At 49.0% G+C, this 24,359-nt stretch carries 36 protein-coding genes and 1 pseudogene; 9 read left to right on the forward strand and 28 right to left on the reverse strand.

From position 1 onward, the window contains the following. Positions 1 to 10: 10 nt before the first annotated feature. The 26 genes and pseudogenes from OGV50_RS07580 to OGV50_RS07705 form a co-directional block, all read right to left on the reverse strand. Positions 11 to 1,582, reverse strand: coding sequence for an NUDIX hydrolase (locus OGV50_RS07580; RefSeq protein ID WP_286488427.1), 1,572 nt, complete (start codon positions 1,580 to 1,582; stop codon positions 11 to 13). Beyond that, entirely contained in the window at positions 1,583 to 2,458 is an 876-nt protein-coding gene (locus OGV50_RS07585) for a hypothetical protein (RefSeq protein ID WP_286488428.1), read from the reverse strand. It lies immediately after the preceding gene. Further along, complete coding sequence (locus tag OGV50_RS07590; RefSeq protein WP_286488429.1) at positions 2,430 to 3,863, reverse strand: anti-CBASS protein Acb1 family protein; 1,434 nt, start codon at positions 3,861 to 3,863, stop codon at positions 2,430 to 2,432. Before OGV50_RS07590 ends, OGV50_RS07585 begins: the two co-directional genes overlap by 29 nt. Then, on the reverse strand, positions 3,863 to 5,134 hold the full coding sequence (locus OGV50_RS07595; protein ID WP_286488430.1) for a hypothetical protein: 1,272 nt from the start codon (positions 5,132 to 5,134) through the stop codon (positions 3,863 to 3,865). The genes OGV50_RS07590 and OGV50_RS07595 overlap by 1 nt, the downstream gene beginning before the upstream one ends. Next, positions 5,124 to 6,152, reverse strand: a complete 1,029-nt coding sequence (locus tag OGV50_RS07600; RefSeq protein WP_286488431.1) for a terminase small subunit — start codon at positions 6,150 to 6,152, stop codon at positions 5,124 to 5,126. Before OGV50_RS07600 ends, OGV50_RS07595 begins: the two co-directional genes overlap by 11 nt. Positions 6,153 to 6,367: 215 nt before the next feature. Beyond that, the gene (locus OGV50_RS07605; RefSeq protein WP_286488432.1) at positions 6,368 to 6,778 is read right to left on the reverse strand and encodes a hypothetical protein; all 411 of its coding nucleotides are present in this window, start codon (positions 6,776 to 6,778) and stop codon (positions 6,368 to 6,370) included. Continuing rightward, positions 6,768 to 7,301 (reverse strand): DUF2514 family protein, encoded by a 534-nt coding sequence (locus OGV50_RS07610; RefSeq protein ID WP_286488433.1) that lies wholly within the window; start codon positions 7,299 to 7,301, stop codon positions 6,768 to 6,770. The genes OGV50_RS07605 and OGV50_RS07610 overlap by 11 nt, the downstream gene beginning before the upstream one ends. Before the next feature lie 2 nt (positions 7,302 to 7,303). Then, positions 7,304 to 7,720, reverse strand: coding sequence for a structural protein (locus tag OGV50_RS07615; RefSeq protein ID WP_286488434.1), 417 nt, complete (start codon positions 7,718 to 7,720; stop codon positions 7,304 to 7,306). Positions 7,721 to 7,722: 2 nt separating this feature from the next. Beyond that, the gene (locus OGV50_RS07620) at positions 7,723 to 8,070 is read right to left on the reverse strand and encodes a phage holin, lambda family (protein WP_181574319.1); all 348 of its coding nucleotides are present in this window, start codon (positions 8,068 to 8,070) and stop codon (positions 7,723 to 7,725) included. 506 nt (positions 8,071 to 8,576) lie between these two features. Then, complete coding sequence (locus OGV50_RS07625; protein ID WP_286488435.1) at positions 8,577 to 9,152, reverse strand: DUF1133 family protein; 576 nt, start codon at positions 9,150 to 9,152, stop codon at positions 8,577 to 8,579. Further along, positions 9,149 to 9,436 (reverse strand): DUF1364 domain-containing protein, encoded by a 288-nt coding sequence (locus tag OGV50_RS07630; protein WP_286488495.1) that lies wholly within the window; start codon positions 9,434 to 9,436, stop codon positions 9,149 to 9,151. Before OGV50_RS07630 ends, OGV50_RS07625 begins: the two co-directional genes overlap by 4 nt. Positions 9,437 to 9,459: 23 nt before the next feature. Then, a pseudogene (locus OGV50_RS07635) lies at positions 9,460 to 10,974 on the reverse strand (DNA cytosine methyltransferase); the annotation flags it as partial. Beyond that, complete coding sequence (locus OGV50_RS07640; protein WP_286488437.1) at positions 10,971 to 11,570, reverse strand: DUF1367 family protein; 600 nt, start codon at positions 11,568 to 11,570, stop codon at positions 10,971 to 10,973. The pseudogene OGV50_RS07635 and the gene OGV50_RS07640, both read right to left, overlap by 4 nt. A 68-nt stretch (positions 11,571 to 11,638) precedes the next feature. Continuing rightward, positions 11,639 to 11,821 carry a hypothetical protein gene (locus OGV50_RS07645; RefSeq protein ID WP_194208815.1) on the reverse strand — a complete coding sequence of 61 codons (183 nt, stop codon included), beginning with the start codon at positions 11,819 to 11,821 and terminating at the stop codon, positions 11,639 to 11,641. A 95-nt stretch (positions 11,822 to 11,916) separates the two neighbouring features. Next, positions 11,917 to 12,150, reverse strand: a complete 234-nt coding sequence (locus OGV50_RS07650; protein ID WP_286488438.1) for a DinI-like family protein — start codon at positions 12,148 to 12,150, stop codon at positions 11,917 to 11,919. A gap of 20 nt (positions 12,151 to 12,170) precedes the next feature. Continuing rightward, a complete protein-coding gene (gene recA, locus OGV50_RS07655) occupies positions 12,171 to 13,295 on the reverse strand; it encodes a recombinase RecA (RefSeq protein ID WP_286488439.1) in 1,125 nt (374 codons plus the stop codon). Positions 13,296 to 13,538: 243 nt separating this feature from the next. After that, positions 13,539 to 13,691, reverse strand: a complete 153-nt coding sequence (locus tag OGV50_RS07660) for a Hok/Gef family protein (RefSeq protein ID WP_200089928.1) — start codon at positions 13,689 to 13,691, stop codon at positions 13,539 to 13,541. A 170-nt stretch (positions 13,692 to 13,861) separates the two neighbouring features. Beyond that, positions 13,862 to 14,095, reverse strand: coding sequence for a hypothetical protein (locus OGV50_RS07665; protein ID WP_286488440.1), 234 nt, complete (start codon positions 14,093 to 14,095; stop codon positions 13,862 to 13,864). Between the two features lie 145 nt (positions 14,096 to 14,240). Beyond that, positions 14,241 to 14,675: a hypothetical protein gene (locus tag OGV50_RS07670; RefSeq protein ID WP_286488441.1), complete on the reverse strand. Its 435-nt coding sequence runs from the start codon at positions 14,673 to 14,675 to the stop codon at positions 14,241 to 14,243. Then, the gene (locus OGV50_RS07675; RefSeq protein WP_286488442.1) at positions 14,665 to 14,961 is read right to left on the reverse strand and encodes a hypothetical protein; all 297 of its coding nucleotides are present in this window, start codon (positions 14,959 to 14,961) and stop codon (positions 14,665 to 14,667) included. Before OGV50_RS07675 ends, OGV50_RS07670 begins: the two co-directional genes overlap by 11 nt. Before the next feature lie 14 nt (positions 14,962 to 14,975). Further along, positions 14,976 to 15,206 (reverse strand): hypothetical protein, encoded by a 231-nt coding sequence (locus OGV50_RS07680; RefSeq protein WP_286488443.1) that lies wholly within the window; start codon positions 15,204 to 15,206, stop codon positions 14,976 to 14,978. Next, positions 15,199 to 15,705 (reverse strand): ead/Ea22-like family protein, encoded by a 507-nt coding sequence (locus OGV50_RS07685; RefSeq protein ID WP_502873420.1) that lies wholly within the window; start codon positions 15,703 to 15,705, stop codon positions 15,199 to 15,201. Before OGV50_RS07685 ends, OGV50_RS07680 begins: the two co-directional genes overlap by 8 nt. Continuing rightward, the gene (locus OGV50_RS07690; RefSeq protein ID WP_286488445.1) at positions 15,654 to 16,490 is read right to left on the reverse strand and encodes a DNA adenine methylase; all 837 of its coding nucleotides are present in this window, start codon (positions 16,488 to 16,490) and stop codon (positions 15,654 to 15,656) included. Before OGV50_RS07690 ends, OGV50_RS07685 begins: the two co-directional genes overlap by 52 nt. Further along, positions 16,487 to 16,690, reverse strand: coding sequence for a hypothetical protein (locus tag OGV50_RS07695; RefSeq protein ID WP_286488446.1), 204 nt, complete (start codon positions 16,688 to 16,690; stop codon positions 16,487 to 16,489). Before OGV50_RS07695 ends, OGV50_RS07690 begins: the two co-directional genes overlap by 4 nt. Positions 16,691 to 16,765: 75 nt before the next feature. After that, the gene (locus tag OGV50_RS07700) at positions 16,766 to 17,515 is read right to left on the reverse strand and encodes an ATP-binding protein (RefSeq protein WP_202781230.1); all 750 of its coding nucleotides are present in this window, start codon (positions 17,513 to 17,515) and stop codon (positions 16,766 to 16,768) included. A gap of 2 nt (positions 17,516 to 17,517) precedes the next feature. Beyond that, positions 17,518 to 18,306, reverse strand: coding sequence for an LvrA C-terminal domain-related protein (locus tag OGV50_RS07705; RefSeq protein WP_286488496.1), 789 nt, complete (start codon positions 18,304 to 18,306; stop codon positions 17,518 to 17,520). A gap of 267 nt (positions 18,307 to 18,573) precedes the next feature. Between OGV50_RS07705 and OGV50_RS07710 the strand changes: the two genes are divergently transcribed. Then, complete coding sequence (locus OGV50_RS07710; protein ID WP_202781231.1) at positions 18,574 to 18,759, forward strand: hypothetical protein; 186 nt, start codon at positions 18,574 to 18,576, stop codon at positions 18,757 to 18,759. 6 nt (positions 18,760 to 18,765) lie between these two features. On the opposite strand, the gene OGV50_RS07715 is transcribed toward OGV50_RS07710, so the two are convergent. Together OGV50_RS07715 and OGV50_RS07720 are read right to left on the reverse strand one after the other, a co-directional pair. Beyond that, the gene (locus tag OGV50_RS07715; protein WP_286488447.1) at positions 18,766 to 19,254 is read right to left on the reverse strand and encodes a toxin YdaT family protein; all 489 of its coding nucleotides are present in this window, start codon (positions 19,252 to 19,254) and stop codon (positions 18,766 to 18,768) included. Next, a complete protein-coding gene (locus OGV50_RS07720) occupies positions 19,232 to 19,465 on the reverse strand; it encodes a Cro/CI family transcriptional regulator (protein WP_194208827.1) in 234 nt (77 codons plus the stop codon). Before OGV50_RS07720 ends, OGV50_RS07715 begins: the two co-directional genes overlap by 23 nt. A 77-nt stretch (positions 19,466 to 19,542) precedes the next feature. Between OGV50_RS07720 and OGV50_RS07725 the strand changes: the two genes are divergently transcribed. The 8 genes from OGV50_RS07725 to OGV50_RS07755 all read left to right on the forward strand — a co-directional run bounded on the left by OGV50_RS07725 (position 19,543) and on the right by OGV50_RS07755 (position 24,340). After that, positions 19,543 to 19,950: a helix-turn-helix domain-containing protein gene (locus OGV50_RS07725; protein ID WP_194208828.1), complete on the forward strand. Its 408-nt coding sequence runs from the start codon at positions 19,543 to 19,545 to the stop codon at positions 19,948 to 19,950. Between the two features lie 202 nt (positions 19,951 to 20,152). Further along, positions 20,153 to 20,344 carry a hypothetical protein gene (locus OGV50_RS07730; protein WP_286488448.1) on the forward strand — a complete coding sequence of 64 codons (192 nt, stop codon included), beginning with the start codon at positions 20,153 to 20,155 and terminating at the stop codon, positions 20,342 to 20,344. Beyond that, positions 20,341 to 20,547, forward strand: coding sequence for a cell division inhibitor protein (locus OGV50_RS07735; RefSeq protein ID WP_194208830.1), 207 nt, complete (start codon positions 20,341 to 20,343; stop codon positions 20,545 to 20,547). Before OGV50_RS07730 ends, OGV50_RS07735 begins: the two co-directional genes overlap by 4 nt. 68 nt (positions 20,548 to 20,615) lie before the next feature. Next, positions 20,616 to 20,915 carry a DNA breaking-rejoining protein gene (locus OGV50_RS07740; protein WP_194208831.1) on the forward strand — a complete coding sequence of 100 codons (300 nt, stop codon included), beginning with the start codon at positions 20,616 to 20,618 and terminating at the stop codon, positions 20,913 to 20,915. 42 nt (positions 20,916 to 20,957) lie between these two features. After that, the gene (gene gamL, locus OGV50_RS07745; RefSeq protein WP_286488449.1) at positions 20,958 to 21,251 is read left to right on the forward strand and encodes a host nuclease inhibitor GamL; all 294 of its coding nucleotides are present in this window, start codon (positions 20,958 to 20,960) and stop codon (positions 21,249 to 21,251) included. Positions 21,252 to 21,261: 10 nt separating this feature from the next. Beyond that, positions 21,262 to 23,625 (forward strand): phage-associated endonuclease, encoded by a 2,364-nt coding sequence (locus OGV50_RS07750; RefSeq protein WP_286488450.1) that lies wholly within the window; start codon positions 21,262 to 21,264, stop codon positions 23,623 to 23,625. Between the two features lie 8 nt (positions 23,626 to 23,633). Beyond that, entirely contained in the window at positions 23,634 to 23,840 is a 207-nt protein-coding gene (locus OGV50_RS23625; RefSeq protein WP_502873422.1) for a hypothetical protein, read from the forward strand. Next, positions 23,837 to 24,340: a siphovirus Gp157 family protein gene (locus OGV50_RS07755; protein WP_228099620.1), complete on the forward strand. Its 504-nt coding sequence runs from the start codon at positions 23,837 to 23,839 to the stop codon at positions 24,338 to 24,340. The genes OGV50_RS23625 and OGV50_RS07755 overlap by 4 nt, the downstream gene beginning before the upstream one ends. Positions 24,341 to 24,359 lie beyond the last annotated feature (19 nt).

The following is a 24,359-nucleotide window of genomic DNA, read 5'->3' on the forward strand; positions in this document are numbered from 1 at the left end:
CTCCGGTTGATTACTGTTTAATGCCAACGACTTTACGGGTGACAGCCTGGAAAGGAGCCCATGTCGCAGACGGATCGCCGATAAAAGTGCTGATACGGCGCCCGGTTGCGTCAGTGCGGACGATTTCACGCAGCCCCGCGCCGGGTTCCAGACTGGATGCCGCTGATGCCTGCGCATCGGCATAGATTTTTTTCTCCGCAATACTCAGAAGCTGGCTGTCTGCGATCGCATGCAGATCCACTTCTTTATAATCGGGAGAGTATTTTTGCAGGCGGGTCATGATGCGGCGGCGATACGGCATCGCACGTTCCCCCGCCATAGGCTGCGGCGCGCGTTCGCCGAAAGAAGCAAAAACACTGTCGGCCTTGCACTGGGTATCAGCAATCTCATTACGTTCTTCGTCGCTGAGTTCCTGAGGTACACGGCTTTTCATTTCTTCCATGTCTGCGCGGATCTTGTCCAGTTCGGCATCCGCTTTGGCTTTTTCTTCGGCTTCAGCATCGGCTTTAGCTTTCTCCTCTGCGTCAGCTTTCGCCTTTTCTTCTTCTTCCTTGATGCGGGCAGCATCTTCATCCGCTTTGGCTTTTTCTGCGGCCTCCGCATCTGCTTTCGCTTTTTCCTCTGCGTCAGCCTTTGCGCGGGCTTCGCGAGCGTCCAGCGCCTGGTTAATGAGTGCTAATAATTTTTCTTCATCCATTTTCTGGACCTCGTTTAGTTTGTCGGATTTAACTCCCGTCGGTTCCCCCAGCTTGTCCCAGACGCCCTGCTCACAAATCGCAAGGTGATCCAGTAATTCCGGGGTTCCTTCCAGCAGCAGCGGTTCACCGTCAACGTTGATCAGAACGTCATCGCCGCCCACCACCGTGGGGGATGTACTCAGTTGCCGCGTTAAAAGGTTCGCGGCGGCGTCGGTGTCATAGATGCGGGCCATTCCCCACACCTCATCACCCTGTATCCAGGCAAACGTGATGGTTCCGATCGTCCTGGACGCGAATTCTTCGCTGTCGAGTGTGTTTTTTTCTGGATGCCACCAGATAACCGGCAGGCCAGCGCACCGGGCGATAAATTCATCCGTCAGATAATTTTCAGGTGATCGGTAGGCGTATTGCCTGAATTTGGATCGCCATGTAACACCCGTTCCGGTGATACGCAGCGCCCACAGGTACATATTTCTGAAAAATTGCGGGGATGTGAGTTGCCCGCCAGCGATAAGGCTGGCAACGTCAATTTCATTGAGCGGTTCAGCGTCAAGCATCGCCACCATGCCAGGATGAAGCGGCTCGGGAAGTTCATCAGGAGAAAACCAGCCACACGCCTGATTTTCTTCATTCAGAACCGCATCAAACATCCCGGCATCATTGGCAAGATAGGTGACATAGCCATCAATCAGGGTGTGCGGCGTCAATGGTGCAGAATAATCAAACCCGCACTCTTCCAGCACTTCACGCCTTGCAGCAGACTCCGGCGTTTCCCCCTCTTCCAGCTTCCCACCCGGCACAGCCCACGAACCATCATCCCCACGCTTAACCAGAAATATTTTCCCGCCAGATTTAAACAGGATCCCGGCAGCGTAGGTTTTCACTTATCCTCCGTTTTTTATGGCCTCAAAGTTTGCAGAACGACGACCGACAGATTTATTCCCCTCGACGAACTTCCGCCATTTTTCGGTTTTCATCTCATCAGGGAGGCTTCGGACGTTGTAGATATAGGTGAGATAGCAACGACAAAATACCTCTTCGGCAGGCTGGGTAATTTCATCAAGATAGCCATCCGGCCCCACCTTCATAAAACCTTTCTTCAACGCCCAGTTGCCGCGTATCACATAGGTTTTAAGGTCACGATCCTTGTGTGGATCCCGATAATCATAATTTGGCTGGCGCCAGTGACTATGCCATACCGCCGCGATTGCTCCGCCGTCGGTCGCAATGATGTTATCGATGTTAGCAACCAGCTTATGCGTCTGATCCACCATCACACGGCGTTGCTCAAAATCAATCTGCCGCGCTGATTTGGCGATATGTTGACTCGTGGCAACCACCCCGGAACGCGATGAAGCAGACAAACCGGGACTTATTGATGTGATGGGGGGAATACTGGTAGCCCAGCCGCTGAAACGCTGAATTGTCCGATCCACTGCCTGTGTGCGGTTCAGCTTTATCAGGTCTGCCGATGCCATGATCCGCCTGTCCAGCTCTGCCCGCAGTTTTGGCTCCAGATAATTGAGCGTGAACCGGCTGACGCCAGGATGACGTTTAAGCGCCCTTTCCCTGCCAACTTCCAGATCGTAAGCCGCTGTTAAGCGCCGGGAGACATATTTATAAAAATCACTGCCGCCGATTTTATCCTCTGTGGCATTACGCAGGCGCTCAGTCCACATCAGCAGACTTTCTTCACTGCTGTAGCCATGCTCCAGAAAGAATTTAATCGCGTCACGCAGCTCTTTCAGAAATGAAGTCATCGCCTCCCCCTTCATCCGGCGGCGGTGGTACATCCGGCGGGTTAGCTTCGAGCACCTCGTAATCCAGTTCCAGGCGATCCGCAAACAGGTTTTCGTTCATGTTGGCGTTCTCACAAGCCCATTTAATGAGCGTCGCCCTGTTCTCCGGGTCTTTGGTAAGTTGCGGCAACAGAACGTTAAGCATCTCAGTGATCGCTTTAAAACGCGTTTCATCGACTTTCACTTTCTCGCTTTCCGGCTCTTTCAGAGACGACGGCCAGACATAATCGAAATTGTTCACCCAGGAGCTGAAAGAGGTCTCCCAACTGAGGCTTTTGTACTCAGGCAAATCATTTTTCAGTGCATCGAAAAACTCAGGTGACCACGCCCGGTACTGAACGATGCGAACGAAAAAATCATAAAGCGGCTGCAAATCTTTGCGCACATCGTCGATGTACTGTGCAACCGCTTTTGCATCTTCTGTACCTTCGCCAAACCCGCGCGTGAACGTCTCACTGTTGAGCAGAATCGCGGGCATATCTGCTGCCGTCGCGATATTCGCCAGAATGTGATTTCGGGCAGTATCCAGCGGCTTTTCAAGATTCTGCATGTCGAGTGATTCAATCTTGTCACTCGGGCCAACCTGCAATACATCACCGTTACCGCCGCGTTTCAGCATCCAGCGTTTAATACCGGACATTTTCTGCATCATGTTATTGACGATGGAACTGGCCTGCTGGATGAATGCCACCAGTAGCCCGGCTTTAATCGTCACCATGTCATCGGCACGCATCGACTGAATGAATGATTTCAGGGGGTAAAGCGCACGCTGATAAACGCTGCGCCCGGCGAACCCGAAAGACGACGGCGTATAAGCCAAGTAAATCGGATCTTCATTCATCATCACGCAGCAACGACTCTGGTGATAAGGTTGTCCCGCCGCAGTGACGCTTCCCACTTTCTGGAAATCAGCAGCATTAGGATCCTGATTAAGCACAACAGAACCGGCTGTATTCATTGGATCCAGCACGTTAAAAGTGATGGGCTTCTTATACAGCGTGTCGAATTCTGCGGCCTCGTTAGTCGGCTCGCCATCAATCAGCATCACTACCGCGCCAACACCGTAAATACGCGACTGGCGCGCGACGTTGGCAATAATGCGATCGGCTTTAATGGCTTTCCATTCCCGTTCGAACGCCTCCCGCAACCGCTTTTCTGGCCCGCGCGTAACATGCACGGTTCGCGGTTCTGACATAGCAAGTTTGATCGGGCGATCAACCATCTTTCCGCCCAGCGGGTGAAACAAGTAAATCAACTTGCAGAGTTCATACCCCGCCTGTGCACCGGGTTCAATGTTTCCGCCCTCCAGAATCTTACTGAGGACGCCAGCATTACTACCCATGCAAATATCGTCGTCGTCCTGCATCAGAACCCCTCTCCGTTACCAAGACCAAGCGCGACGCCGTAGTTAAAGCAGTCAAAAAGATCGTCGTCCTGGTTTTCTTCGCCAATGATGAACCGGAGCACCTGAGTAAGAAGATGGTTTTTCTTCGACTGCTTGTACTCTACGATTTTGTCAAAAGCGTATTTAGAAATGCGTACTTTCCCGGACGCCACATAACCAGAAATGTTGATGGCGCGGGATTCTTTGGGAAGTGACGTTAAATCACTGTCGATAGGGTGAACGTTCCAGCCCTCGTTAGCGCCCTGCTGTAAAAGCGTGATGCCGGTTGCCTTATCTTCGATAAACAGGCCGGTAGTCCCCATGCGGGCGCGGCAAATTTCACTAAGTTGTTTGGACTTTCCGATCCACTGCGGCACAACGTCTTTCAGGAAATATCCGTCAATCTGGATAATGTCCCAGTCCAGAATGATGAGGTGTGGAGATGGCAGGTTATCAAGCGCAAACCAGATACACGCAGATCCATCGTTCTGGAGTTGCCCTTTTTGCGCACAGTCAACGACGCCATAAACCGTGTCACAGGAAAACGGATAATCGACAGGCGCGCCGTTCTCCAGTAACCAGTCGAGTTTGAAGAAGTTCTGCCCGCGCCAGTCAACGAATTCAGCGTTGTATTCCTGCTGAACCACCAGCGGCGGGCGACCGTCAATAATTCGCGCCAGCGCCGCCGGATTAATCGTAGGGTTTGCACCTGTCGGCGCGTGATGCTCCTCCCAGCCCATAGATTTATCGTTACAGGCCTGATAGAAAAAATTCTCGTCATCAACGCCTTTCGGCGTACCGGCCATTACTGCATCGCCGTCAAAGTCGAGCAGTGTCGGCTCTATTGCCTGTTCCCAGATATCACGCATGCCCTTCTTAACGAGGCTTCCCTCATCAATAATGACTTTGTGGTATTTACGGGAACGCCCCGCATCAGGGTTATCCAGCGTCCAGAACTCCACCAGCCCGCCGCCCATCACTTCAATGATGGAATCGGTCTTGCTTGAGCTCGTTGTGATCGGGCGTAATAAATCGCGGATAGTTTTAAACGACGGCAACAGGATTTTATAAGATGGCGCAAACCAGCCTACGCGCATCTGCCGCGCCGCCCAGTTACCGCCAGCCTGTTCAAGCATGGTGGTTTTACCGAAGCGGCGCCCGGCGCGGATAACTTTTCGCTTAGCCGGAGAACGATAAATTTTCTTTTGCCCTGCATGGAACGGCAGGAACTCAATAACGTGTTCAGTCGCCATCAGGGGAATTCACCAGTTTAATGATCACCGTTGGCTCGTTGCCTTTGCCATTTCCTTTTTCCTTGCCCGTTCCTGGGCCACGAGCAACAAGCAATCTGGCTAATTCACGACGAGCAGCATCCTTATCCGCAGTATTTATTTCGATGCCGAATTTACCGAGCTTCACGCCCTGTAACAGATAACGCGCATCGCCCTCTAAATCACGGGTATCAGCAAAGAAAGCCTCCCCCTTTCCCTCCCCGTTGCATCGAGGACAATCAGGGTTAGGATCAGCGTTATCGACAAACCCAATTCCACCGGAAAGATCCGGCGGCGGTTTATTTTCCGACTCGGCTTTTTTTTCTGCCCTTATCTGCTCTTCTAAATCACGCCACTGGTATTTGTGATTCTCCCCCCAGCAATAACGGCAATTGACGCGCCTGTATTGCGCTATTTCATTGGGGTCGGCGTTGATAATGGCGACGAGCTGAGTAATCACATCATCCAGCTCGGCGGAGTAGCGTTTCTGTCGCTCGTTCCTGAGGTGGTGAACATAACGAGAAACCCTGGCATTTCTTAGCATGCGGGATGCATTGGAATATGCTGTGTTTCCTTCGCCTTTGTACCCGGCCAGCCGGTAAGCCTCGACTCTGGTTTTTCCATCCACCACAAATTGCGCGAACGTCATTAACTGGTCAGAAAGTCCGAAATCATCAGGCGTTTCGTTATCCTCGTGCACAGACCGCGACGCTGATAATTTTTCTGCGGTTTCCCCCTTATCAGCGTTTTTTTCTTCGCGTTTTACCGACTCCGAATTCGCACTTTTTTTCGGAGTTTTTTTTCGCGATTTTCGCTCCGATTTTTCTGTTTTATCTCCCCCACCAGCCAGCAATGCTTTCGCCGCTTTTATCGAGATATACGCTTTCGCAGTTCCCCACGAAAAACCCTCTCTTTCGCACCACTCCTTAGGAGATATTCCCGTCCGCTTCCATTCATCAGCGAACAGGGATAATCGTTCCTCCCAGTTCACTCTGGACATACAGAATAATCCTCTGGTCTGAAAACTATTACTCCGGCAATACGTGAGAACGAGAAGATCGAAAACAGATCCTTTATGCTGCCGTGAGCGCCAAACCTGCCGGGAAATCAGAAGAAAATAAAAAGCTGCATGCTGTCATGCGCAGGGTGCGCGGTAGGAAACAACATTCAGCTTTGCATTATCGCAGACACTCAGGGAATGCCTGCTGTAATGCCTTAGTCTTTCACAAACTCATCCGTTTTCACCACATACTGACTTTCCAGTAACTCAGCATGCGTACTGGTCACAATAGCCTGGTGGTGTGGATGTACGTTTTCAGCCAGCCATTTAATCAGCGGATTAGCAGCTTCCTGAAAAGTGCCGTCGTTCTCATAAATCGGCGTACATCTGAATTCATGAACGCGACTGATGCGGACGGATCGAGTTTTCAGTGAATCGGGCTCACAAAAAAGGGTGATAAAATTTTCCCCATTCATGACTGCTTTTCTCAGGTCAAATTGGATATTGGAGTATCCTGTAAAAAAAGGTCTCCTTTCTTCACAGGAAATCATTTCACTAATCACAGAGTTGGATCTGGGGGCATCAAATAATTCAACCTTCCAGCATTTAATCAACTTAATTTCCATTACCGTTCCCCGTTACTTTGTCGTAGGTGCGCTCGCAGGTACTTCCGGCGACATAACGCTCATCAGCCTCTTTTGCGAATTCTCCCGCCATTGCGTCAGCTTCGCTGAGCAGCTCGGCGAGCAAGCTGGCGACCTCGGCTTTTGCCGCGCCTGCTGCTGCAAGGGCGGAAATGCGGCCGGTTTCACTTCTGGCGAGTTGCCGTTGTAAGATTGTGAGCTGCTGTTGCAGCCCGCCACGAGCACGGTTAGCAGCATCAACATCAGCCTGCACTTTTGCCAGTTCTTCATCTGCCCTTTCCCGTTCTTCATCTACGGCGCGCTGGCGGCGCTGTTCTTCTGCCCGTTCGGATACATCCCTGTGCAGCGCAGCGGTAGAGTCAGCAAGATCGCGCTGTAACCACTTCCCTTTCCAGTCTGAATCCGCAGAGTCAAACCCCGCGCTGTATGCTCGCCATAACAAAAAAGCCACCAGCAAAGTGATCGCCAGTGGCTTCCAGTATTTTCGTATCAGCGCGAGATCCATAATTAACCCGCCAGTTCGACTGCACGAACAAACGTATCAAAGCTATAAGGCTGGCTACCGTTCTCGTGCTTAATGATGGCCTGCAACAGCTTCATCATAAATCGGCTGTCGCTGGTATCAATTTTCTGTTCAGGAGAAACACCGGTTGCCTGCGCCACGCTGTTTATATATGCCTGCGTATCGTTCTCGTTTGGCGGCGCCCAGCGTTTGATAATGCCGGTTACGGTGTTCAGCCCATATTTACGCTGATAATTACGCAGAATGATGATCATCGCCCGGATGCCATATTCTGGAGTTGTAAACTGACAAAATGATTTGTCGGTTCGTTGATCTTTTGGAACCAGGCCTTTCCAGTCATCACCCCAGCGAATATTTCCAGGGTTATTGTTGCGGATCCCGCGCGAAGTCTGAGTTGTCATAATCACACCTTGTTATTGTCACCACCAACACGTCCACCGATAAATCTCATTGCGAAACTGCGGATTGCATCCACACCGATCAGACCAACGCTACCGCCGATGCTGACAGACAGAGATTTAGGTAAGCCCAGAAACTCAAGGGCAGAGAAAATCGTCAACGTCAAGGCACCACAGAGAAGGATTTCGAGCGCCTTTTTCTTTTTGCCTCCATTGCCACCAAAATACGCAATTCGTAGACCAGCAACGATAAGTGACATCAAGACAGCGCCCAGCGGCGTATCTCCACGCCACCAGCTCTGGAATAATTCCAACCAGTCCGGCCAGGTATTAGGGTTATGAGGCATTTTCATGATCTCTCACCTCGCGCATATTGCGGGTGCTAATTGAGGGAATAAAAAATCCCCGAAAATCCAGGAGCGGAGAACGGGGAAAGGCGTTGCACTAAACGGACCTGTCAGCGGCCTTAAATGAGAAGGCCCGGCGAATGCCGAAGCCCAAATATTGCGAGTCTATCTACATTTCTTGCTCTGATTTCCGGTAAGCTACTGACTCAATTTATCTAAGGAATTGGCAATATGAATGCGCACCAGCTTATAGGCGAAATCGTCCACCAACTAATCAAAGAAAACTCTTACATTAATTATGAAATTATCCAGCAACGGGTGGTTGACGAAACAATGAGATTAGCAAAACCAGGAATGGACAGAGAATTAGCTGAGACTTGTAACCTCGCTATCAAGATCGTCTCCGGGGATTACAAGCCGAAAACCTAGCCAGAAACGACAAAACCCGCGCAATGGCGGGTTTTGAAAATTTCTTGTCGCTTGCGATACAGCTTTGCGAAGCATATATGAATTTAAGCAGTTTCCGCGCAAGCCCGCAAGCGAAATTTGCTGCTATCTGTACCGAAAGCATCACATAATGGTACATAAAGCATATATTCTGCCGTATGCAGCCAAACATCAATACGGCTTTCACAGGTTCTCAGGCACCATTCAGGGTGTTTATCGTTCAATTCCCGCGCCAGTTTCTTTTTGCTTTTCCCTTTTCCATCATAACGCTCGTGTAGTAACTCAATCAGAGCCGGGTGATCAGCTAAAACTGTCCCCACGACGCGATCGATAATCAAAGCCTCAGCATCGGTACAGTGAGCCAAGTGACTCTTTTTATTCCCGGTCATCATTTCGCGCAGAAATATTTCCAACTCAGGTTTGCTTATTCCTGCCTTCTTCATCCTGCGCAGTGCTTCATTAATAGCTGTCTTTGTTATTTTTTTATTTACCAATAACTGGTTGAACATATTCCCGGCTCGTCCGCCGCCGATATATGACCACCGCCCCCACATTTTTAAGCGGCCCTGTACCATCATACTTTCGAGAGTATTCAGGCGGATCATTTCCTCTGCCTTACCTATATTCGTTGGGTAAATCATATAAAGCCCTCTTCTCTCCAGATTTGTTGAGTACGCAACACACCCTCGGCATGCATCAGCCGAAGTTCATCACGGGTAAATTCTTTTGTTTTGGCTCGACCATCGATCAGGTCATGGCATGCGCTACAGGCGATCGCCCCCTGCATATCATCGGGTTTACAGGCCGTGCCGCAGGTTCCGGCAAGCCGGTAATGCGCCAGTACGCTGGTTTCTGGGTTAAAATTGCAGATTCCTGGTATACGCACAGTACATTCACGCCCGCGCGCTTGTTTACGGAGATCTATTTTCTTCACTTCAAGGCCCCCGCTATTCTCTGTCCTATCCAGCGCATAACAGGAACAGCCATGCTGTTTCCAATCGCTTTGTAGCGAGGCCCATCGGGACATTCAGCCGCATTCTTACCACGCCAGCCGATCAGAGTGTGATTGTCGGGGAAGCCCTGTAGACGTTCACATTCCACTGGCGTGAGGCGGCGAACTAACATATTTTGCATCACTGTAGGCGATAAATTGGATCCGCTGCTGGCGCTGGTGAGCGTTGGTGATAGCTCTTCTGCATAGCCGATACCTCCCGCTTTAGCCCCCTGACCACCTTTGAACCCATAGGCGACCGCTGGCGGACCTCCTGCATTTTGATTGCTATTTATGCTGTTGCAGGAGCGTAGGGTTGGCGATAGATCACTGGTGGCATCCTGACCACTGTCTTTCGAGCTGAAGGCGATAACAGCATTTTCCTGCCCGTAATTGCGCCCTAGCGTGTGAGCCATATCTTTAAGCGTGTCAGGATCCTGTGTGCCGTGAACAGACATAACAGCAAGATCAGTTGCATCTTTGTAATCACGAGCCTTAACAGTTGATGCTGTTTCATCATCTGCATATTCACCGAATGCTGTCATTCGATACGTACCAACAACATTCATTCCACGATCTGCGCACGGTGATGAATCATGTCGTGCAGTTAATGTTCCGGCCAGCTCTTTACCGTATTGAGTTTCGCTTACAAGACCTGAACAACGCTGAGAAAAAATTTCCTGATTACTCTGACCAATACCACCGATATTGCTGGACTGGTTCAGGGTTGGATGTGGGTTGTCAGGGTTGTCCCAGTGGCTACCGAGGTCAGGACTTTTTCCAGCATCGGCGGAAGCTGGCGCTTGCGGTGTTCTGCTCGTCGGAGAATTCCGGCGCATGCTGTCGAGCTCAAAAAGTATTTTTGCGGGATCAAATCCTTCTCGAGCACTTGCGACAACAAACACACGGCGGCGTCGTTGGGCCACTCCGAAAAATTGAGCATCAAGGATTCGCCAGGCGACAACACGCGAGGGTCCATACACACAACCAGCGTTCGTCCATTTTTCCCCTGATGGCTGCAATTCGCATTCTTCTCCGGCAAGTGCGCCAATAAAGCAGCCGAAGGCATTGTCTTTGCTACTAAGGACTCCTGGTACATTTTCCCAGACAAAGATTGCTTCTTCTTCACCGCGCTCGCGGCGTTTGTCATCGATGGCATCTGCCAGCTCCACATATGAAAGAGTTAACTGACCGCGCTCGTCGGCGAGGCCATTACGAAGGCCAGCCACGCTAAACGCCTGACATGGCGTACCGCCCACAATTATTTCCGGTGCAATGACGCCAATGTCCACCAGTTCAGCAATGGCTGTCATATCTCCCAGATTGGGAACCTGAGGCCAACGAGAATTAAGAACAGCGCAAGGAAAAGGCTCGATCTCAGCAAACCACACAGGTTTCCAGCCAAGCGGTTCCCATGCCACACTTGCAGCCTCAATTCCGCTGCAAATAGATCCATACGTGACAGCTCTCATGCAGCAAACTCCAGTAGCTGCATGGCTACGTTTTCGGCTTCTGAAACGGTCTTGAATTTACGGAACAAAATATAATTCCATAATACATTCAGCGCTGATTTGTAGAGTTGCTGAAACTCCAGTTCATCCATCTTTGCGAATGATATGGATTTGGCGCGGCGGTTGCTGCTCCCATCAGGATAAATGTGCTCGGTATAATACCCAGCTTCAACAGTCACCCATTCGCGATAGGCATCGAAAGATTTTAGAAGAGCAATATCGGCGGCGCTGATATACGAACGATCAGACAGATACAACTCTGCGGCGTCAGAAAGCGCAATACTATGCTGCTGACCAACCTGCTGGCAGAGGAAATCTACAAAACCGTTAACAATTCTGCGTTCTTCATCAGGGATGAGACCGCCGGTGGGTGTCCAGTAGTCATATCCGAGCTGTAGAAGTTTGAAAAAGCGCTTGTGAAACTGATAGTTGCGGACACGTTTAAAGTCGGCGTGTATCCACTCACCGAGTTTAATACGTTGCAAAAATTCACTGGCCTCGGGCGTTGCCGGGGTCAGGATAGTTGGGCCAATCTTTTGTAGTTGGATCTGTGCCATCGGTTGTTCTCCGTGGCACAGTGTTACTCAGCAGGTTGTTCAGACCTGTTCGTTGATTATAACTGATGTTACTCTGCTTCTGATACTTTCAAACCAGCTTTTTTTCGTGCTTCTTCCAGAGCTCGCAATGACGTTACGAACTCATCTTTGCGCAGCGCAAATCCCCGTTCAGCCTTGCCCTTAACAAAATAAATAAGCACCGGGCCAGTTAATGCCGGTAGTCCAGGGATCAAATCATCTGGAATATGCATGGGATGCCCCTACGGTGGTCCTACACCCAACAATGACAACAGGAGTAGTAATTTTCAGATAGCTGGCGGCTGCACCCGTCAACAAAAAGGATTACTCAATAAAACCAGTCGTCGGCGCTTTCCCAGGTCTCTTGCAGGATCTCTTCAATACGTTTTTTATCATCGTCGGCCCCACCGATGATACTGAGGCCATCAGAACCAGCGCGCCGGATTATCAGATTGCAGCCGTCAAAGTTCCGCTCCAGCCGACGGAGTAGCTCCTGTTCCAGAGCCGGTACTGCGCCATCAGGCAATTGCTTAGTGCGGTCGATCGTCACTTCGATTTTCATTGCTCATCCCTCCCCGCGTATTAATTGTCGTGTTCTTCGTATTCAGGCTGAGGTTCATCATCAACTGATGACTCACGCTTGCCTGTAATCTGGGGGGGTGTGGCGTCAGGACGCAGATAATTCTCTCTGACCTGCTGCTCAATGTCGGCCAGCAGCACAGGATTTTGTTTCAACCACTCGATCGTATTGTCGCGCCCTTGTCCAAGACGTTCACCACCGTAGCTGAACCATGCGCCAGCCTTCGTAATGATTTTGCAACCCTCAGCCAGGGTTAATATCTCATCAATCCGGGAAATACCTTCGCCATACATGATGCGGAATTCAGCCTGTCTGAACGGCGGCGCCACCTTGTTTTTGACCACCTTAACTCGGGTTTCGCTACCAATAACATCTGTGTCTTTATTTTTTACCTGACCAATTCTCCGCACATCCATTCGCACAGATGCGTAGAATTTCAGGGCATTACCGCCAGTTGTCGTCTCCGGGTTACCGAACATCACACCAATTTTCATGCGGATCTGATTAATAAAAATAACAATGGCTTTACTGTTGTTGATGTTCCCTTTCAGCTTGCGCATTGCCTGGCTCATCATGCGAGCGTGCAACCCCATATGAGAGTCACCAATTTCACCCTCAATCTCAGCCTTAGGCGTGAGCGCCGCAACAGAATCCACAACAATGATATTCACAGCACCGGAACGCACCAGCGCATCGGTAATTTCCAGCGCCTGTTCACCAGTATCAGGCTGTGAAACCAGCAGGCTATCAATATCAACGCCAAGTTTTTTGGCGTATACAGGATCCAGCGCATGTTCAGCATCAATAAAAGCGCACTGAAGCCCCTGTTTTTGGGCGCTGGCAATGGCTGATAATGCAACTGTTGTTTTACCGGACGACTCCGGGCCATAAATTTCTACAATACGCCCCGTCGGAAGTCCGCCGCCCAACGCAATATCCAGAGTCAGGGAACCAGAGGAGATAGTTTCTACGTTCAGATCGCTCTCAGCGCCCAGACGCATAATCGCCCCTTTACCAAATGTTTTTTCAATCTGCGCAATAGCAGATGTCAGCGCTTTCTCTTTTTCTTCCTTTGATGCTGGTTTTGACTTATCGGAAAGAGCAGTTTTTTTCTTATCAACTGCCATAGCGTGATCTCCTCATTCACAAAATAACTGTATAAATAAACATACTGGATATAAAAACAGTACACCTAAAATATAAAATGATCAACCTGCATAGAGCACTTTTTGCAAAAGCCAGTTACCTGTTTCTCATGGTTTTTTTTCGACAGGCATAAAAAAACCCGCCAGCGGCGGGTTAGTAGTGTGGGCGCGTTGAGGCTGCAAAAACGAGAAAAGAGTGGCGGGGATTTCTCCCCGCCGGTGCTCTTAACGTTGTTCAACTTCGTAGGCTAAATACGCAGAAAGCTCTGTGTTCCCCTGTTTGATGTGCAGCTCGCAAAGCGAACCGCGAACCATCCAGACAAACACCAGGACGGTGATACAAACCACCACCAGGCAATACACATAGCTCCTGCGCATATAGCTTCCTCAGTTGATTTTTTTCTGTTAAGAAGCTAATCTTCAGTTGTTCAAGCATCAGATTGGCCTCAGTCGATTTATAGTCGATTGGGGCTTTTCTCTATCTGCCTTTGGTGTTCATGCCCGAGACAGATAGCCTCAAGCACCCGCAGCAATATTACTTTTCATCACTATGATTTTCCAGATTTTTTACAGTGACGATATCCTGCACGGACCAAACCAACGACTTTTTCAATAAAAATAGCGATTACCATAAACACGACAAGCACCGGCCAGAATATTGCAAACCAGAACGCTTCTCGCGGATTTCTGGGGAGATCACACACAACATCACGCTTCAAAGAATAAAAATACATTGCAACAAATCCCAGAACGTAGATAACCAAACAGATTGCGTAGGTCATTTGATCCTTCTTTTACGTTTACAGCATCCAGCAGATGCGAACAAAGCGTTAATATATAACTCGCTGTTTTGGCGGATTTTACTATCTTTCCGATGTTCTTTCAGCTTTTTCTGATACACAAAACTGCGGTGCTGATAAGTCTTATCTAACCTTTATCAGTGAGAGAAATCACCACTTCTGTCGGATTAGCACACTGAGGCTCATCACCATGACGGAATACTACGAAGCTGGTTCCGTGGAGTTCTGCCAGTCTTTTCGCGTCAACGAACCAACCATCAGCTACCGGCTCTGGCTGCGCGTGGCGATAGAGCGGAATGGTTCCGGGTCGTTGCTCTGTAGGGCTTGCAAAATAAAATCCATCACTACCTTTTCGATAGTATCCGACAGGCTCAGCATTCCGCACCTCAAGCAATTCATCAATCGCTTTCACAGCGTCAGCGATGATGTAATCCATCCCGCCGCCGTTCGAGTAGTGAAGAGTACGCAGGAACGCGTCGCGCAACTGGTGCAATCGCTCGGTTGTAAGCGGGCCGTTAGCAGGATGATCCGCGCCGAGGCCTGTTAGTTTGTTATTGGTCATTTAATCCCCCAAGACGTCGATTCGTACGGCAAATTTTCGCCCACATATCTACTTCGCTCATTGCAGCAACGCGACCGTAAGCCGTAGCACGACCACCGAGACGATTGGATTTACCTGCGCTACGGCGTATCTTACGAATTACTTTGCGATTTCGGGCTTCAACAACTTGCGACCAGTGTAATGAGTCGGATTTATTTTTGTACACTGAATAAGCCCGCTCAACCTGAGAGCGTTTTTTTTCAGTGTAGATTTTTGCCAGTTCATCTAAAAAAGTTACTTTTGCCATTTTGTTACCGCCCTTTACCAGTTGCTCATTTCTTCAATAACAGCGCTATCTGCATCTAACTGATCATTGATAACTTCATCATTTGGCAATTGCTCAACATTACGCGCCGAATGAAGAATGACAGCATTCTCACGGCACCAGTCTTTCCACTGTTTTTTATTAGTGAATCCGTCAGGGTGTCCCATCCAGTGACGTGTTTCTTTACGGAACTCGCGATTAAGGCGATTTAATTCTGTTTTAGCCATTATTGCTTTCTCCTTTGATACCGATGCCAGCGGCGCTAAGTTTGGTATTCACGTCGCCTTCAAAAATAGGCAGCACACCAATCGCCGAAGCCCAGTTTTTAGCTAACTCAGGGTCTGATGTCTCATCGGTGTAATCTGACGCCCGCCACCCAATCAGCCGTTTCTGACCAGAAGACTCAGCAATCCGTTTCTCTGCGTCCTCAGCTCGGATTCTTGCCTGTATCAATTCGCTCTGGAGCGTTTCGACATCCCTTGCACGTTTAGTGGATAACTTGACAATGCGCCTGTCTTTGGCTTCCAGCTCATCCAGCAGCGCCAGCGCAGTTGCCGGGGTAAAGTGCTTCATGAAATCATTCAGCGCATTGATTCGTTGCTCGAACGGCATAACCGGAGCTTCGCCAGCGATTTTTGTTTTCTCTGCGATATCACGCAGCGCCTGTTTGTCTGTCATGCTGCACGCTCCTGTTTTTTCTGTGCTGCCGGGTTGATCCAGAGGCATTCGGTACGTTGTACTGAGCCTGAATGACCATTTGCCGCCGTGGTGCGCGTGACGCGCAGCCAGCCTGCCAGTGCATCGTTATAAAGTTTGCTGTCATAGCCGCAGACGATGATCATCCCCTGCAAGCATTTCAGCGCGTCGAGTAGTTCTACATGCTCGCCGTTCGTCATTTCGAAGCGGTACGCGCTTGTTTTTGTTGAACCTGTCCGGGTGTCATGGACATACGGCGGATCAACAAAGTGGAGCGTGGTCGGCGTGTCATGGTCCTGCATACACTGAATAGCCGGTCGGTTCTCAACGAGGACGCCAGCGAACCGGCTGGCGACCGCTGCGAGGTTGTCAGGCTGGCGAGCCCATACACGCTGTGCGGTGCTGCTGTTGCGTTTAGTATCAAGGCGAAATCCTGTAGTTCCCTTCGTGGCGCCAGCACTCCCGAAGCCCATAGTGGCGCGGACGATAAGACGTCGAGCCTGCTCTACACGATCGTCGGTTGGTTCGTAAGCGCACTGGAACTCAGTTCGGGAATAAGGCGTTAATGCGCATGCTTCGATAAGCGCACGACTGGCAGTAGGATCACGCAGGACACTGAACAGGTTCACCACATCACAATCAAGATCGTTATATACCTCGGCCTCGCTGGGTTCCTTACGCAGCAGGACGGATGCAGCGCCGCCGAACGGTTCAACATAGCAGCGATGCTCCGGGAAATAACTGGTAATCCACGATGCCAGGCGGAATTTTCCGCCGTGGTAGCGAATGGCTGGGTGTTTGATACCAGTGCTCATTGGGCTATCTCCCTGCTGATATCTGTAAGCAAAAATAAACTGTCGTTTTTATGCTCATCGCAAGCCCAAAAAACCTCGTCATCACCGCGAAATATGTTCACTTGTACCGTGGTTTTATATTTTGCAACCGCACCACATTTGCATTTTGCGCTGGTATTTTTTTTCTTTTTTAAAACACCGCCGATTTTCGGATAAGTCATTTGTTGGCCTCCTGGCGTTCAATCGTTACCTGCTGGTTTAACTTGATAATTTTCACTGATTCCGCTCCTTAGCGATTATTTAACTAACCGGAGGTGGCTAACGTTCTTGCGATAGCTGCCCCAGTCGAAATTTACCCACATGCCAGAATCCATTTTCAGGCGGTCAACAACACGCTCCCCTAATGTTCTGGCTAGTTCGTCATAGTTCAGATTTGTCAGTACACCGACCGGCTTCATGGATGCCAGGCGGCGATCGATAATCTGATTCAGGATTATTTTTTCGTGCTGGGAGTCCTTCTGGATCCCGACTTCATCAAGAACCAACAAATCGACATGGCCCAGCTCATCAAGCAGAGCTGCTTCCGATTGCCCCCCGTCGTAACACGCCCGAACGCGCAGCATCAGATCGGCAACCGTAACAATCAGAACGGAGCGATCCTGTTGGAGTAAGTAATTCCCGATTGCTGCCGCCAGATGATTTTTCCCGGTGCCCGGATTTCCGCTGAATACAAAACTGGTAAATCCAGAACCGAAATTCATGGCGTAACTTTTTGCAAGGCTCAGTGCGCGGCGCTGCGAATCGCCAGTTACTTCGTAATTTTTGAATGTGCAGTTCCGGTGCAGATTCTGTATGCCAGATCGCCCCAGGATCTTTTCTGCACGCGCTTTCTGGTTCAGTTTGTCCACCTCAGCAGAGCGTTTACGCCCTTCTTCCTGCTGCCAGTTCCGCCATTCTTCGGCGGTAGTAAACTTTGGCTGAACGCCTGCCGGAATAATCCGTTTCAGTCGTTCCAGCGCGCCGCCAACTGCTGAAATGTCTTTCATGCTTACCCCCTGAAACCATCAGGAATTGTGTTATCGGGTTGAGAAATTGCGTTTACGTCTCTTCTGCCCTTGTAGTCAGCCGGAATATTCCATTCGTCCTCGTAGTGGCACGATGGACCAAAAAATGTTTTGGCCTGCTTGATAAATTCTGTTCCAGACTTTCCAGTTGCCTGGATATACACCGCGTAACGTTTAACTCCGGCAAGAATTTCCTCGACCCTGGCACCTTCACGAATACGGGCTTTCCAGGCATTGAATGCCCCTCGCTTATCCGGGCTACCGGGCCGACGTGGATATTCTTTCCAGGCCTCTTCGAAGTCATCGGGATATTCAAACTGACGCTTGGGTTTATTTTTCTCACCACCAGCAGCAGTCGAATTATTTTGTTCATCTGGTCTCGTGGCGTTTTTTTCGCCATGAGACAATATGTTTTGATCTTTTAAGATCTGTTTACTGTTTACTGCTTTCTGGATACCTGATGACAAAGGCGTAGGCTTATCCTTAGGCAAAGGTAATGCCTCATCGAATGCCTTACCCATAGCCTTAGAAACCCCGTAACATGCGGCTCTAAGCGATTCCCACGCCTCCCATTTAAGAGGACATTCAGGGAGGTAATTGAATGCTTTCGCCCATGATTTGATGACATTTATCGAAACTGGCGGATTATGTTTTGCCGCGTTTGGAAGCCAAAAAACTCTGGCTTGAAGGTCGGCTTTAACGATACCTAACGCTAAGGCTTCGCCTAAGGCTAAGTCGAAGGCTTCCACTTCCCATCCCAGCTCCTCGGCCATTGCCGCACGCCCAGCTTTAAAAAGGCCTGGTATAATCCCGGTAAATGGGCTTGTTAGCAGATAAATAAACAAACTCTGCCCACTCGGTGGCAACGGGGATAGAGACCGAAATTTAGGGTCATCCCACATAGTGATCTTTACCTTGCGATAAGGCTCATTGTTTGCCTTTGTCTTAGGCATAGCGTTTGCCATATACTTCACCTTGTCTCTTGGCTAAGAACATGCCAAGAATGTGCATAAAACTTAAATTGCTCAGGGAGTTATCACATGGGAACATTTGCATTCACCGTGCCTCAACGTAATGAAATCAGCATCGAAGTTAACGATGAGGGCTTCGTCGAAATTTCCCAAAGCGACGGCTCAATGGACGATGACAACCTCAATACCATTCGCGTACACAAAACCGACTTGGAGGCCTTGATAACTGGTCTGCAAGAAGCAGCAAAGTCGTGAATACAATTACGCATACCGCCCCCTGTAAGCTTCGTTCGTCTCGCCGCACAACAGTCGCTCAACAGCAGCTTTAATAGCCAGGAACGCGGCGATCGCTTCGTTAATTGCCTGAATTACTAATGCTGGCGCCGCGCCGAGGTTCACGGCGTTAATCGCCTCTATCCCTTCTTTAGCGGCCACCGCCGCCAGAAAGACGGGATCGCCCGGATATTCCAGTCGCGCACGGCGCTCTGTCGGTAGTGCCGCCAGAGCTGCGGCTTTCAGACCTTCGGCCTGCGGCGCATATCTCGGGCCATCAAATCCACGGAAGATCCGTTTAACGCGCTGCGTTGCGTTATTCAGTCCCTTCGCGGTGCTGGTTACTGGCAGAATGTCGCCACCACCCGTTAAGTGATATTGCTCAGCAACGGCCAGGCCAACGGCCTTCCAGCCAGCCTCAAGCGCCCATGCTTCCAGTTCTGCGGCAACAACATCAATCGGAGGACTGATTTTCATGATTCAGTTCTCCAGATCGCTTTGCTTTAGCATGGCGAATATAAATTTCAGGGTCGTATTGCAGGGCACCGCCGGAATCAAGCTGCAAACGAGCAGCGTTTTTCTCCGGTACGAGTTCACCCCATTGAGAAACAGCAGACGGATCAACACCAGCTGCGCGCGCAACCTTGACCCTAGTTCCGTAGAATTTGATGACTTCAGATTTCAACATTACTTGCACCTTATCATGAGTTTTCTCAAGTTTAAGCAGGCAAGGAATCTCAAGTCAAGAAATATTAAGATAACTCAATGAGTGAGATAACTTTAGGTCAAAGAATTAGACAGAGACGCAAGCAGATCGGCTTAAGTCAGAATGAGTTAAGTAAAACAGCTGGCGTTTCTGAATCTTCCGTTTCGCTGTGGGAAAGTGATAACACTGCCCCGCGTGGCGCGAATCTGCACAAACTAGCCTCGGCGTTACAGTGCTCACCAACATGGCTACTTTTTGGTGATACCGACCAGACTCCAGAAGAACCACGCCCTACTGATACCGCATCCGTGCTAAAAGAAGATGAGCAAGAACTTCTTCGTCTTTATCGGGCATTGCCTGAATCAGAACAGATCACCCAAATTGAAGGAATGAAAGCGCGTGTTGAGAATTTTAACCGCCTGTTCAATGAACTTCTTGAAGCCAGAAAGCGTAATAATCAGCCCTAACAAACCTTCGAAATAAAATTTAATCTCTTCACATTCAATGTGTTGCGTTTTCTCACGTCATAAATATTGAGTTTTCTCATAATTTTTCTTGACCTTGCAACATGAGAAAACTAAAGTTACCCCATCAACAGCAATCACAGCACAGTGATTACTCAGAAAAATGTTCCGTTAGCCGCGTTAAGGCCACGATGGGAGAAAGCTTATGAGCGCTAAACCTGTAACCTGGAAAACAACCACTGCCGATTTTACTTACGACCCCGAGAGGGGTTGCGTGTACCGGGCAATTTTTGGACAAGCATCCCACTGGTTTTGTGGTGCTCTACCCCGCCACCTTGAGATCGTCGAAGAAGTAAAGCAGGCGATCCGCGTAAAAATGCTGGCGGAGGCATTATGAAACATCAGCATTACGGCACAGAGGAAGTAATTCGCGGATGTGTTCGTGCAGGTATGATGGTTTTATATAAAAACCAAATATGGAAAGCATCAGCGAATCGCGGCGGAAAACTTTATTTAAATAACATGAGGGAAAGCACCCTAACTAAAGATATCTGGATAACCATTCTTCTGGATGGTCGCGGAGACGCATTAATTAACTAAGCATAGAAACAATTTTATTTATGCCCTAACGGGCAGGGTATTTATCAACCTAAAATCAGGAGCATCGTATGTTAAAAGTTAAAGTGGTATCTGTAAAAATTAATCTGGAACTACTCACTAATGAGTTTGCATCATTTGATTGCGGTGAAAACTTATCAGGGGTAATTCACTCACCTTCTGAGAACGGCCCATACACCGTTTTTCTTGATGGCGGATATCTGCTGGGTAAGTTTCATAATGAAAATGAAGCGGTGAAAAACATTTCGTTTCTTCGTATGCAAATCGAAGATGCACGCGAAGTTTCCGGTATGGATTACCCCGCTTATAAACGTACTTTCTCAGAAGGTGCTAACTCACGCGTACATTGATTGTTACCGCCCCGGAAACGGGGCATTAAAAGGTACTGAATAATGCCAGCTTATTTAATTCAAGACCAAATAAAGGAACGGCAGGACAAAGAGGATAACGCAGATCTTACGCGCGACGAGTGGATAGATAAACGAGCCGCAGAGATAAAAGCTGAATATCCAACCGAACCAGCCTATTTCGCTTCGACTCATTTATCTAACGATATTCGAATGGGGCTTCAATCTTCAAAAACTATAGAAGCTTATAACGACTTTATAACAGTCGCTGCATATGACCGTGCAGAACAAGAATGGGAAAACCGTTTTTCCTGGCTACTGAATGACAGTTTTAATTAAGGAGTAAATTATGTCTGAACAGAAAATTTTCATTGCTGGTTATATTCCTGATGATAAATCAGTTGAGGAGTTTGGCGCTCGCCGTGTTGCAACTGCATTCAATGCAAAAGATATGAAACACGCGAGAGCAAAAGCTTCATTCCTGTTTCTGGAAGAATATCCAGGCTCACAGGATGCAGCATATAAAATCCTCATTTGCGAAGATACTCCCGATGTTCCATGCCGCCCTGTTCGTGGCGTGTGGGATGACGAATTTCTTTATAAAAACGACTGGCCGGAAGATATCGGCCATCCCGTATTACGCAAGAATGAACCGGAACCAGTTGACTTCGGAAAGCTGTCTACAGTAATGCAAAACGCGGTTCTCGTTAAATTCGACACAACCGAAATCACAAAAGATATGCTCCCTGCCGCACTGGAGTTAACGCAGGATGAAGCTGGCACATTCGAAGGTCATATTGTTGAAGCGCTCAACAAAACACCTGAGATTAACGCTATGTACCCTGAGCGTAAGCTGTTCGCTATCGGATGGGTTAAGCACAAATGCTCACAAAATAAAAAATGGCCTGAAATTAAAGCCGAACTGTTCGCATGGAAAAAGCGCCAGGATTCCGAGAGGAAGGAAACCGGCCCGTCAAAATCCATTGTCGAAATTGCAAGAGAAAAGGCAGCAAACCAGACCATTCAGCAGATAGAAGAAAAAGCGAAAGTTGGTAGCGGTGATCCTGACCGTTTCGACACTGTTGTTGCGCTGCTCGTTATGGGGCTTGATCCCGAAACCGCCAATGCGACACAGGTAAAACACGCAAAACACATAAAAGAATCGCGTGATCCTGCGTGGCGCGCATGGCGTACAACGCTTATCGGTATTCCGGGGATTTACCTGTTTCCTGAAAGCGAGCTGTATGCCCTCACCCTGGACGGAATGAAAGATCTGTCCCTGATCAAAGATGATGATGCCCGCCGTGCGTATGTACGGGAACATTTTGCAGGTCACGAACTGTTACCTGATTACCTGCCGGACGGTGAAGAAAATGAAAGCGAAGCACAGGAACCACAGAATGCGGATGAATTGGCTGATGATCCGTCTGAATCAGATCCAGTGGAGCAGGAACAATCTACTGAGCAGCCTCAGGAAGGCAAGGAAGTAGTAACCGAACGTCAGGGGCCGTTTTATTTCCTGTTCCCGGACGGTGAAAAGGTTGGTCGTGCAAACAAACTGCCCGGCCTGAACAAAGCGCTTTCCGATGGCTGCACTGAAATCAGCCAGGAAGAGTATCAGGCACGTAAGAACGGCACGTACAAAGCACCTCAGGAGAACGTAGAGCCGCGTCACGAACAACCTGAGGTTAAAAGCCACGGCAATGGGATCTACTCCGTTGATTCCCTGATGGCTGAGCAGCCGAAAAATGAAGATCATCAGGATACATCCCCCTCAAATGAGGGGGAAAAAACGGAAAATGACACCGAAGAAACTCTACCGCGTCAACCTTCTGCTGATTTCCAGAGTGTTGGTGACAGCCTGGAGAAAGAGCTGTCGGAGAAACCTGCTACAGCGCAGGACAACCTCAATATCTGGCGCAACGTTATGCGTACAGATCCGCGCTTCACTAAGGAACTGAGCGGCACAGGGTTTGAAGGAACCAGTATTAACGCTGAATACATGGTTATGCGCGCAACAGAGTTATTTGGCCCGATCGGAAGCCGCTGGGGTTTTGAAATTCTGGAAGATCGCATGCTCCCCGGCGCCCCACTCAGTGAAGCGATCTACGAAGATAAGAAATTTATTTGCAACCGTATGCTGCGCGATGCCGACGGAACCCTGCTGTTTGAGCAAAATCACAGCATTAAAATCCGTCTCTGGTATCAGACCGAAACCGATGAGGGAAGTGTTTACTCCTATGGCGCCACGCCGTACCTGTACAGAACCAAACACGGACTCAAGTGCGACGGTGAAGCGCAGAAAAAATCACTGACCGATGCGATCAAAAAAGGTCTTTCACTGCTCGGCTTCAGCGCCGACGTGTGGCTCGGTCTCTATGACCAGCCAGAATACCAGGAAGAGAACCGCACAGAGTTCGCAATTAAAAACGCTTCGGATAAAGCTGGTGACACCATTCGTTTACGTAAAGAGCTTGATGAACGAATCGAGAGAAACCTCGAAATCATTCGCTCAGCAGTTACAACGAATGAAGCAAAAGGCGTTTACAGCACAATCACTCGTGAAGTGGATGTGTACCGCAAAGATGCCCAGGCAAAAGCAGATAACGAATTTGATGCATATCTGAAAAAGCGTCTGCTGGTTCTGCACCGTGCCGTAGAGCAGAAAGTCAGCGAGCTGGAGAACGTTACAAAACAGGAGCAATCGGCATGAGACAGTTAATGGCTGATTACCTGAAATACGTGCGCAGGGTTGAACAGAATGGAAGAAAGCTAATCACCTTCAAATGCCCTGATTGCAGACGTGTCATAAAAACCCTGCCAGCCCCTGCTGGGGAGATCTGGGACACAATTTCAACCTGTCCGCATTGCGAGCGGTCATTTGTAAAGATAACGAACGGAAACAATGTAGAGGCAACAATTATATGATCCAGAATAATACCGCTATTTCTATCGCCGCAAACATGACAAAGCTTCTCGCTTTAGTTGAGAACGGTGAATTTACCTCCGAAGATATCGCCGACACTCTTGAAGATGTGGAAATGCAACTCGGTGATAAGTTCGACGGAATTATGTCTCTGGTGCGAAACATTGAAGGCCAGGCAAACACTTTAGCGGAAGAAGTTAAACGCCTCAGTGACCGTAAAAAATCATTTGAAAACCAGGCTAAAAACCTTAAAGCGTATATTCTCCAGTGCCTACAAGCGGCGCAACTTAAGAACTTCAAGACCGAGCGCAACACCCTGACAGTGCGCAAAGGTTCAGTATCAGTAGTGATCGATAACGTTGATCAATTGCCGGATGAGTTAGTGGACATTGCTACTGTTGTTGCTCCTGATAAGAAAAAAATCAAAGAAGCTATTGAATCCGGCAAAGAAATTAAAGGCGCACATTTAGAAATTGGTGCGGAGTCATTACAGGTTCGGTAATTTGGAGGTGGCCCTTCGG

It is taken from the genome of Citrobacter sp. CK180, from assembly GCF_030333655.1.
Lineage (GTDB): Bacteria > Pseudomonadota > Gammaproteobacteria > Enterobacterales > Enterobacteriaceae > Citrobacter_B > Citrobacter_B koseri.

What these genes read in the sequence shown, in the direction of transcription:
- OGV50_RS07725 (WP_194208828.1), top strand. Translation starts at nt 19,543, where the DNA reads ATGAGTGAGATAACTTTAGGTCAAAGAATTAGACAGAGACGCAAGCAG.
- OGV50_RS07615 (WP_286488434.1), bottom strand. Translation starts at nt 7,720, where the DNA reads ATGACAACTCAGACTTCGCGCGGGATCCGCAACAATAACCCTGGAAAT.
- OGV50_RS07740 (WP_194208831.1), top strand. Translation starts at nt 20,616, where the DNA reads ATGTTAAAAGTTAAAGTGGTATCTGTAAAAATTAATCTGGAACTACTC.
- OGV50_RS07665 (WP_286488440.1), bottom strand. Translation starts at nt 14,095, where the DNA reads ATGACCTACGCAATCTGTTTGGTTATCTACGTTCTGGGATTTGTTGCA.
- OGV50_RS07605 (WP_286488432.1), bottom strand. Translation starts at nt 6,778, where the DNA reads ATGGAAATTAAGTTGATTAAATGCTGGAAGGTTGAATTATTTGATGCC.
- OGV50_RS07720 (WP_194208827.1), bottom strand. Translation starts at nt 19,465, where the DNA reads ATGTTGAAATCTGAAGTCATCAAATTCTACGGAACTAGGGTCAAGGTT.
- OGV50_RS07685 (WP_502873420.1), bottom strand. Translation starts at nt 15,705, where the DNA reads ATGCCTCTGGATCAACCCGGCAGCACAGAAAAAACAGGAGCGTGCAGC.
- OGV50_RS07700 (WP_202781230.1), bottom strand. Translation starts at nt 17,515, where the DNA reads ATGAAAGACATTTCAGCAGTTGGCGGCGCGCTGGAACGACTGAAACGG.
- OGV50_RS07660 (WP_200089928.1), bottom strand. Translation starts at nt 13,691, where the DNA reads ATGCGCAGGAGCTATGTGTATTGCCTGGTGGTGGTTTGTATCACCGTC.
- OGV50_RS07590 (WP_286488429.1), bottom strand. Translation starts at nt 3,863, where the DNA reads ATGCAGGACGACGACGATATTTGCATGGGTAGTAATGCTGGCGTCCTC.
- gamL (WP_286488449.1), top strand. Translation starts at nt 20,958, where the DNA reads ATGCCAGCTTATTTAATTCAAGACCAAATAAAGGAACGGCAGGACAAA.
- OGV50_RS07645 (WP_194208815.1), bottom strand. Translation starts at nt 11,821, where the DNA reads ATGCATATTCCAGATGATTTGATCCCTGGACTACCGGCATTAACTGGC.
- OGV50_RS07705 (WP_286488496.1), bottom strand. Translation starts at nt 18,306, where the DNA reads ATGGCCGAGGAGCTGGGATGGGAAGTGGAAGCCTTCGACTTAGCCTTA.
- OGV50_RS07610 (WP_286488433.1), bottom strand. Translation starts at nt 7,301, where the DNA reads ATGGATCTCGCGCTGATACGAAAATACTGGAAGCCACTGGCGATCACT.
- OGV50_RS07650 (WP_286488438.1), bottom strand. Translation starts at nt 12,150, where the DNA reads ATGAAAATCGAAGTGACGATCGACCGCACTAAGCAATTGCCTGATGGC.
- OGV50_RS07680 (WP_286488443.1), bottom strand. Translation starts at nt 15,206, where the DNA reads ATGGCTAAAACAGAATTAAATCGCCTTAATCGCGAGTTCCGTAAAGAA.
- OGV50_RS23625 (WP_502873422.1), top strand. Translation starts at nt 23,634, where the DNA reads ATGGCTGATTACCTGAAATACGTGCGCAGGGTTGAACAGAATGGAAGA.
- OGV50_RS07715 (WP_286488447.1), bottom strand. Translation starts at nt 19,254, where the DNA reads ATGAAAATCAGTCCTCCGATTGATGTTGTTGCCGCAGAACTGGAAGCA.
- OGV50_RS07755 (WP_228099620.1), top strand. Translation starts at nt 23,837, where the DNA reads ATGATCCAGAATAATACCGCTATTTCTATCGCCGCAAACATGACAAAG.
- OGV50_RS07730 (WP_286488448.1), top strand. Translation starts at nt 20,153, where the DNA reads ATGAGCGCTAAACCTGTAACCTGGAAAACAACCACTGCCGATTTTACT.
- OGV50_RS07695 (WP_286488446.1), bottom strand. Translation starts at nt 16,690, where the DNA reads ATGACTTATCCGAAAATCGGCGGTGTTTTAAAAAAGAAAAAAAATACC.
- OGV50_RS07625 (WP_286488435.1), bottom strand. Translation starts at nt 9,152, where the DNA reads ATGATTTACCCAACGAATATAGGTAAGGCAGAGGAAATGATCCGCCTG.
- OGV50_RS07620 (WP_181574319.1), bottom strand. Translation starts at nt 8,070, where the DNA reads ATGAAAATGCCTCATAACCCTAATACCTGGCCGGACTGGTTGGAATTA.
- OGV50_RS07600 (WP_286488431.1), bottom strand. Translation starts at nt 6,152, where the DNA reads ATGTCCAGAGTGAACTGGGAGGAACGATTATCCCTGTTCGCTGATGAA.
- OGV50_RS07750 (WP_286488450.1), top strand. Translation starts at nt 21,262, where the DNA reads ATGTCTGAACAGAAAATTTTCATTGCTGGTTATATTCCTGATGATAAA.
- OGV50_RS07670 (WP_286488441.1), bottom strand. Translation starts at nt 14,675, where the DNA reads ATGACCAATAACAAACTAACAGGCCTCGGCGCGGATCATCCTGCTAAC.
- OGV50_RS07675 (WP_286488442.1), bottom strand. Translation starts at nt 14,961, where the DNA reads ATGGCAAAAGTAACTTTTTTAGATGAACTGGCAAAAATCTACACTGAA.
- OGV50_RS07595 (WP_286488430.1), bottom strand. Translation starts at nt 5,134, where the DNA reads ATGGCGACTGAACACGTTATTGAGTTCCTGCCGTTCCATGCAGGGCAA.
- recA (WP_286488439.1), bottom strand. Translation starts at nt 13,295, where the DNA reads ATGGCAGTTGATAAGAAAAAAACTGCTCTTTCCGATAAGTCAAAACCA.
- OGV50_RS07640 (WP_286488437.1), bottom strand. Translation starts at nt 11,570, where the DNA reads ATGGCACAGATCCAACTACAAAAGATTGGCCCAACTATCCTGACCCCG.
- OGV50_RS07710 (WP_202781231.1), top strand. Translation starts at nt 18,574, where the DNA reads ATGGGAACATTTGCATTCACCGTGCCTCAACGTAATGAAATCAGCATC.
- OGV50_RS07735 (WP_194208830.1), top strand. Translation starts at nt 20,341, where the DNA reads ATGAAACATCAGCATTACGGCACAGAGGAAGTAATTCGCGGATGTGTT.
- OGV50_RS07585 (WP_286488428.1), bottom strand. Translation starts at nt 2,458, where the DNA reads ATGACTTCATTTCTGAAAGAGCTGCGTGACGCGATTAAATTCTTTCTG.
- OGV50_RS07690 (WP_286488445.1), bottom strand. Translation starts at nt 16,490, where the DNA reads ATGAGCACTGGTATCAAACACCCAGCCATTCGCTACCACGGCGGAAAA.